Genomic DNA, 6,509 nt, shown 5'->3' on the forward strand with positions numbered 1-6,509 from the left:
TGGTGGTCACTCGGCACCCGTCGTCCGATTTCCAAGGTTAAACCATGTCCCAAACCCTGCATCCCATGCTCAACATCGCCATCAAAGCTGCACGTGCAGCTGGCGCGATCATCAACCGAGCATCGCTCGACATCGAGCGCCTGATGGTTCAGGCCAAGTCGCACAATGACTTCGTGACCGAGGTGGACAGGGCTGCAGAAGAGGCGATCATTTCCACCATTCTGGAAGCCTATCCTGGCCACGGCATTCTGGCCGAGGAGTCGGGCCGCGCACATGGCGCCAAGGACAGCGACTACGTCTGGATCATCGATCCTCTGGACGGCACCACCAACTTCATCCACGGCTTCCCCGTGTACGCCGTCTCCATCGCTTTGACCTTCCGAGGTCAACTGCAGCAAGCGGTGGTGTACGACCCTAGCCGCAACGATTTGTTCTACGCCTCCAAGGGCAAGGGCGCGTACATGAACGACCGCCGCATCCGCGTGTCCAAGCGCACCCGCATGCTGGACGCCCTGATCGGTACTGGTTTCCCTTTCCGCAAGGGCGACAACTTCCAGCGTTACCTCAAGATGTTTGAAGACGTCATGGTGCAGTGCGCTGGCGTGCGTCGTCCTGGCGCAGCGTCGCTGGACCTGTGCTACGTCGCGGCTGGCTTCTACGATGGCTTCTTCGAAACCGGTCTGAGCCCATGGGATGTGGCTGCGGGTGCGCTCATCATCACCGAAGCCGGTGGCTTGGTGGGTAACTTCACCGGCGAGCCTGACTACCTGTATCAACGCGAGATCCTGGCCGGTACACCCCGTATCTACGGTCAGCTGGTCAAGACCCTGGCGCAGTACACCCGCGTCATCACCGACGACAACCTGCCTGAAGGCGAGGGCGAAGAGGGTGAGTCGGATCCGGAAGACGAAGCGCTGCTGGCGTCCCTGCAGGCCGCCGAAGACGCAGCCCGCGATGAGAAGGTGGCCGCCGAGCCCAAGCGCATCCGCATCACGGCCAACAGGCCCGCCGATGCTGCTGGCAAGGACGACGCTCCTTTCTGATCTGACCTTAGGCAAGGTGCCCGCAAGGCGTGCGCACCTCCGTCACCGACCCTGCTGGCCGTTTGATGTCAACCATCCCGACCATGGATTTCAGCGCCCATACGCCCATGATGCAGCAGTACCTGCGCATCAAGGCAGAACATCCCGATACTTTGGTGTTCTACCGGATGGGGGACTTTTACGAGCTCTTCTACGAAGACGCTCGCAAGGCCAATCGCCTCATTGACATCACCCTGACGGTGCGCGGCCAATCGGCCGGGGAGCCTGTGGTGATGGCCGGTGTGCCGGTGCATGCTGTCGAGACCTACTTGGCCAAGCTCATCAAGCTGGGTGAATCAGTGGCGATTGCCGAGCAGGTGGGTGAGGTGGGCGCCAGCAAGGGGCCAGTTGAGCGCAAAGTCGTGCGCGTGGTCACGCCTGGCACTTTGACCGACACCGAATTGCTGTCCGAGCGTGCCGATGCCTTGCTGCTGGCTGTGGTCATGGACAAGCGCGGTCGCCACGCCGAGCACGCGGTGCCCTGTGGTCTGGCATGGTTGGGATTGTCCAGCGGCAAGCTTGGCTTGACCGAGTGCACGGAGCGCGACCTGGGCGGTTGGCTGGCTCGTTTGCAGCCTGCCGAAATCCTCTTCGACCGTGAGCGCATCCCCCCCACCTTGCAGCCCTTGCTGATGCAAGGCACGCGCTCGGTGGCCATGACCAGCCGACCTGGTTGGCAGTTTGACCCCGGACTGGGCGCCCGCAAACTGTGCGAACAGTTGCAGGTCGCCACGCTGCAAAGTTATGGCGCCCAGGATCTGACGCTGGCCCACGCGGCAGGGGGCGCGCTGTTGAGTTTTGCGGAGCACACGCAGGGCAGGGCGCTGTCGCACGTGTCGACGCTGGAAGTGCCGCGCACGTCGGAATTGCTGGATCTGCCGGCGGCCACGCTGCGCAACCTCGAATTGACGCAGACGCTGCGCGGTGAATCGTCCCCCACCTTGTTGTCGCTGCTGGATACCTGCCGTACCGGTATGGGCAGCCGCGCGTTGCGCCAGTGGATGACGCAGCCTCTGCGTGACCGTGCCACCGCGCGTGCGCGGCATGACGCGATTGCCTGCCTACTGAGCCCGCCTTCGCACGACCAGGGCTATGACGCCATCCGCGAGGCTTTGCGCCAGATGAGCGACGTCGAGCGCATCACAGCCCGTGTGGCGCTGCGTCAGGTGCGTCCGCGTGAACTGGCCGGTTTGCGTGACACCTTGCTGGGCCTGCCGCAACTGCTGGCGCGTGTGCCCGATGCCGCAGACCTGTTGGCGCAGTTGCGTACGGCGCTCCAGCCCGATGAAGCGATCGCCCGTCAATTGCAGGCGATGCTGCTCGAAACCCCGGCAGTCTTGCTGCGCGACGGCGGCGTCATCGCCGATGGGTTTGATGCCGACCTCGACGAGTTGCGCGCCATCTCGCAAAACTGCGATGCATTTTTGCTGGACCTGGAGGTTCGCGAGCGCGAGCGCACGGGCATTGCCAACCTGCGGGTGCAGTTCAACAAGGTGCATGGCTTTTACATCGAGGTCACCCAAAGCCAGATCGACAAGGTGCCGCTGGATTACCAGCGCCGGCAGACCTTGAAGAACGCCGAGCGCTTCATCACGCCGGAGCTGAAGGCGTTTGAAGACAAGGCCTTGTCCGCGCAAGACCGTGCCTTGGCACGCGAGAAATTCCTGTTTGATCAGCTGATCGATTTCCTGCAAGCGCACATCGCGACGCTGGGTGCGCTGGCGCGTGCGCTGTCGTCGCTGGATGCCTTGGCTGCTTTGGCTGAGCGCGCCGCCACCCTGGGGTGGGCGCGCCCTGAGTTCAGCGTGCATCCGTGCATTGAAATTGAAAAGGGCCGTCACCCCGTGGTCGAGGCCCGCTTGATGGAATCCAGCGGTGCCGCGTTCATTCCCAACGATTGCCGCTTCGACGTCAATCGCCGGATGATGATCGTGACGGGTCCCAACATGGGCGGTAAGTCGACTTTCATGCGTCAAGTGGCCTTGATTGTGCTGCTGGCGGCCATGGGCTCCTATGTACCGGCCGCCTCGTGCCGATTGGGGCCGATTGACGCCATCCATACCCGCATTGGTGCAGCCGACGATCTGGCCAACGCCCAGTCCACGTTCATGATGGAGATGACCGAGGCTGCTGCCATCATTCACTCCGCCACCGAGCATTCGCTGGTGCTGATGGATGAAATTGGCCGCGGCACCTCCACGTTCGATGGCCTGTCCCTAGCGGGGGCCATTGCCACCCACCTGCACGACAAAAACAAGGCCTTCACCTTGTTTGCCACGCACTATTTTGAGTTGACCACCTTGCCAGAGAAGTGCCCGCGCGCCATCAATGTGCACGTGGGGGTGGCTGAGTCAGGGGATGACATCATCTTCCTGCACGAATTGCAGCATGGTCCAGCCAGTCGCAGCTACGGGGTGCAGGTGGCGCGCCTTGCGGGCATGCCCCATACCGTCATCCGCCAGGCGCGGGCAACACTGGAGTCACTCGAGGCACACCAGCGCCAGGGTGACGACCAAATTGATCTGTTTGCCCAAGTGCAAGCGCCCGGCCTGGATGTCGATGCGGTTTCGACCCAAGGTGGTGCAAACCTTGCTTCACTCTCGGGTGATGCCATGACGGAAACCGAGGCCAAGGCGCTCGGCTTGCTGGCAAGCATCGACCCGGATACTTTGACCCCACGTGAGGCGCTTGACGCGCTCTACAAACTCAAATCGGTGATTTCGTCATGACCTACTGTGTGGCCATGCGGCTCAATGCCGGCCTCGTCTTCCTGTCTGACTCGCGCACCAACGCGGGCATGGATCAGATCAGCACCTTCCGCAAAATGACTGTGTATGAGCAGCCCGGCGACCGTGTGCTGGTGTTGATGTCGGCGGGAAATCTGGCGATCACCCAAGCGGTCAAGCAATTGCTCAGCAGCGAAACGATTGACGGGGCAGATGGCGAACCGGTCACCATCTGGAATGCGCGCAGCATGTTTGATGTGGCGCGCATTGTGGGCAGCGCCGTGCGCAAAGTGCATGCGCGCGACGCCGACGCCCTCAAAAAGCACGGCATCGACTTCAACTGTAGCCTCATCATCGGCGGGCAGATCAAGGGCGAAACCATGCGCCTATTCAATGTCTACGCGGCTGGCAACTTTGTCGAGGCAGGCATTGATGGCGTGTGCTACTTCCAGATCGGGGAATCCAAGTACGGCAAGCCTGTCATTGATCGCGTGGTCACACCCAACACGCCTTTGCAAGAGGCGGCCAAGTGCGCACTGATCTCGATGGATTCCACGCTCAAGTCCAATCTGTCTGTGGGCTTGCCACTGGACATGCTGGTGTACGAGGCTGATTCGCTCAAGGTCGATAAGCTGATCAACATCGACGAATCGAATGCGTATTTCCGCATGATTCGCTCCAGCTGGGGGCAACGTCTGCGCGACGTGTTTGACTCCATTCCGGAACCAAGCTGGAATGGCAGTGCCGACTGTTTGGGTGGTGGTCAAGCGCTGCCGACTCAGGCTCAGGCAATGAACCCACTGAGCAAGGTCTCAGCCCCGCAGGGCTGAGCGTACAAGGATCAGGTGCGCTGGGTGGTCCCAGCCTCCTGGTCGAGTTGATCAATGCATGCGGCCATGTCCGCGTGGCATCGGTCGATCAATGCGGGCAAGTCGTCGATCGTCAGCCCGTCGGTCGGCACTGGCGGCAGAGATCGAATGATGACCGTGCCACTGTGCCAGCGGTTCAGGTTCAGTCCGCGTACGTAGTTGTTGGCGCAGATCGGAATCAGCGGCACGCCGGCCGTGATGGCCATTTGAAACGCGCCTTTCTTGAAGGGTTTCAAGCCCTTGCCATGTCCGCGCGTGCCTTCCGGGAACACCCACAGCGACATGTCCTTATGCTGCAGGGTGTCGGTGGTCGTGAGCATCGCCTTTTTGGCTTGAGCCGCATTGCCGCGGTCCACCAGCACATTGCCCGCCAACCAGTAGAGCTGTCCAAAAAACGGGACGTACTTCAGGCTCTTCTTGCCCAGACTGGATGTGCGTACGGGCACCGTCAGGCCAAACGTCACCAAGTCGAAGTTGGAGATGTGATTGGAGATGATGACGGCAGATCGCTTGTGATGGCGAACGCTGTCGTCCTCCAGCTTGACTTTCAAGCCCATGATCCAGACGGCGGGAATGCCGTAGACGCGGGCGCACAGGCGGCTGTTGTCCGGGTTGAATGGGCGACACAGGCCAATCAGCAGACCAATGACACTCGCCAAGGTAAAGTGCACGCTCAACAACAGCGTGCGAATGATTAAGAGCACGTGAACTCCAGTCTTTCGGCGTCTGGCGCCGGATATGCAGCAAATGGATGACGACCGCGATTATCTACATGTCGTTACCCAGAGTGTTTCGCAGTGTCGTGCAGCAATGCACGCCGATGTGGGTCTCGAACCGCCTATAATGCCGCTTTACCACCGCAGCGCTCGTTTCTAAGCGAGTGCTTATGCGCACATGACCAAGTTTGTCTTCGTCACCGGCGGTGTGGTGTCCTCCCTCGGTAAGGGCATCGCCGCTGCGTCTTTGGCTGCCATTCTCGAATCGCGCGGCCTCAAAGTCACCCTGATCAAGCTGGATCCGTACATCAACGTCGATCCGGGCACGATGTCTCCGTTCCAACACGGTGAAGTCTTCGTGACCGACGACGGTGCGGAAACCGATCTGGATCTGGGTCACTACGAGCGCTTCATCACAACGCGGATGAAGAAAGCCAACAACTTCACCACCGGCCAGATCTACCAAAGCGTGCTCGAAAAAGAGCGTCGCGGCGACTACCTCGGCAAGACCGTTCAGGTCATCCCTCACATCACCAACGAGATTCAGGACTATGTCCGTCGTGGTGCTGGCGTGGGTACCCCTGACGCGGTGGATGTGGCCATCGTGGAAATCGGTGGCACTGTGGGTGACATCGAATCGCTGCCTTTCATGGAAGCGGCGCGCCAGCTCAGCCTGAAGGTCGGCCCCACCAATGCTGCGTTTGTTCACCTGACCTACGTGCCGTTCATCGCGGCCGCTGGTGAGCTCAAGACCAAGCCGACACAGCACACCGTGCAGAAAATGCGCGAAATCGGTATCCAGCCCGATGCGCTGCTGTGCCGTGCTGACCGTGCCATTCCTGAGGACGAACGCGAGAAGATCTCGCTGTTCACCAATGTGCCTCAGTCTGGCGTGATCTCGGTCTGGGATGCGGACACCATCTACAAGGTGCCTCGCATGCTGCACGAGCAAGGTCTGGACAACCTGATCTGCTCGAAGCTGCAACTGCAGACCAAGCCAGCTGACCTGACCCGTTGGGATACCTTGGTCAACGAGGTTGAAAACCCCAAGGGCGCTGTCACCATCGCCATGTGCGGCAAGTACACCGACCTGTCGGACTCGTACAAGTCGCTCAA

At 60.7% G+C, this 6,509-nt stretch carries 5 protein-coding genes; 4 read left to right on the forward strand and 1 reads right to left on the reverse strand.

Annotated features, from left to right (window positions below):
* Positions 1-44 precede the first annotated feature (44 nt).
* The 3 genes from ACOYNB_RS09660 to ACOYNB_RS09670 all read left to right on the forward strand — a co-directional run bounded on the left by ACOYNB_RS09660 (position 45) and on the right by ACOYNB_RS09670 (position 4,638).
* A complete protein-coding gene (locus tag ACOYNB_RS09660) occupies positions 45-1,043 on the forward strand; it encodes an inositol monophosphatase family protein (protein ID WP_422838873.1) in 999 nt (332 codons plus the stop codon).
* Positions 1,044-1,108: 65 nt separating this feature from the next.
* Positions 1,109-3,811 (forward strand): DNA mismatch repair protein MutS, encoded by a 2,703-nt coding sequence (mutS, locus tag ACOYNB_RS09665; RefSeq protein ID WP_422838880.1) that lies wholly within the window; start codon positions 1,109-1,111, stop codon positions 3,809-3,811.
* A complete protein-coding gene (locus ACOYNB_RS09670) occupies positions 3,808-4,638 on the forward strand; it encodes a peptidase (protein ID WP_422838874.1) in 831 nt (276 codons plus the stop codon). The genes mutS and ACOYNB_RS09670 overlap by 4 nt, the downstream gene beginning before the upstream one ends.
* A gap of 11 nt (positions 4,639-4,649) precedes the next feature.
* On the opposite strand, the gene ACOYNB_RS09675 is transcribed toward ACOYNB_RS09670, so the two are convergent.
* Positions 4,650-5,381: a 1-acylglycerol-3-phosphate O-acyltransferase gene (locus tag ACOYNB_RS09675; protein WP_422838875.1), complete on the reverse strand. Its 732-nt coding sequence runs from the start codon at positions 5,379-5,381 to the stop codon at positions 4,650-4,652.
* Between the two features lie 190 nt (positions 5,382-5,571).
* On the opposite strand from ACOYNB_RS09675, the gene ACOYNB_RS09680 reads away from it, so the two are divergent.
* Positions 5,572-6,509, forward strand: a 938-nt coding sequence (locus ACOYNB_RS09680; protein WP_422838876.1) for a CTP synthase, incomplete at its 3' end; no start/stop codon positions are given.

It is taken from the genome of Aquabacterium sp. (assembly GCF_049317225.1).
Lineage (GTDB): Bacteria > Pseudomonadota > Gammaproteobacteria > Burkholderiales > Burkholderiaceae_C > Aquabacterium.

Bases quoted from the DNA above. Each gene is read 5' to 3' on its own strand.
- mutS (WP_422838880.1), top strand. From the start codon at position 1,109: ATGTCAACCATCCCGACCATGGATTTCAGCGCCCATACGCCCATGATG.
- ACOYNB_RS09660 (WP_422838873.1), top strand. From the start codon at position 45: ATGTCCCAAACCCTGCATCCCATGCTCAACATCGCCATCAAAGCTGCA.
- ACOYNB_RS09670 (WP_422838874.1), top strand. From the start codon at position 3,808: ATGACCTACTGTGTGGCCATGCGGCTCAATGCCGGCCTCGTCTTCCTG.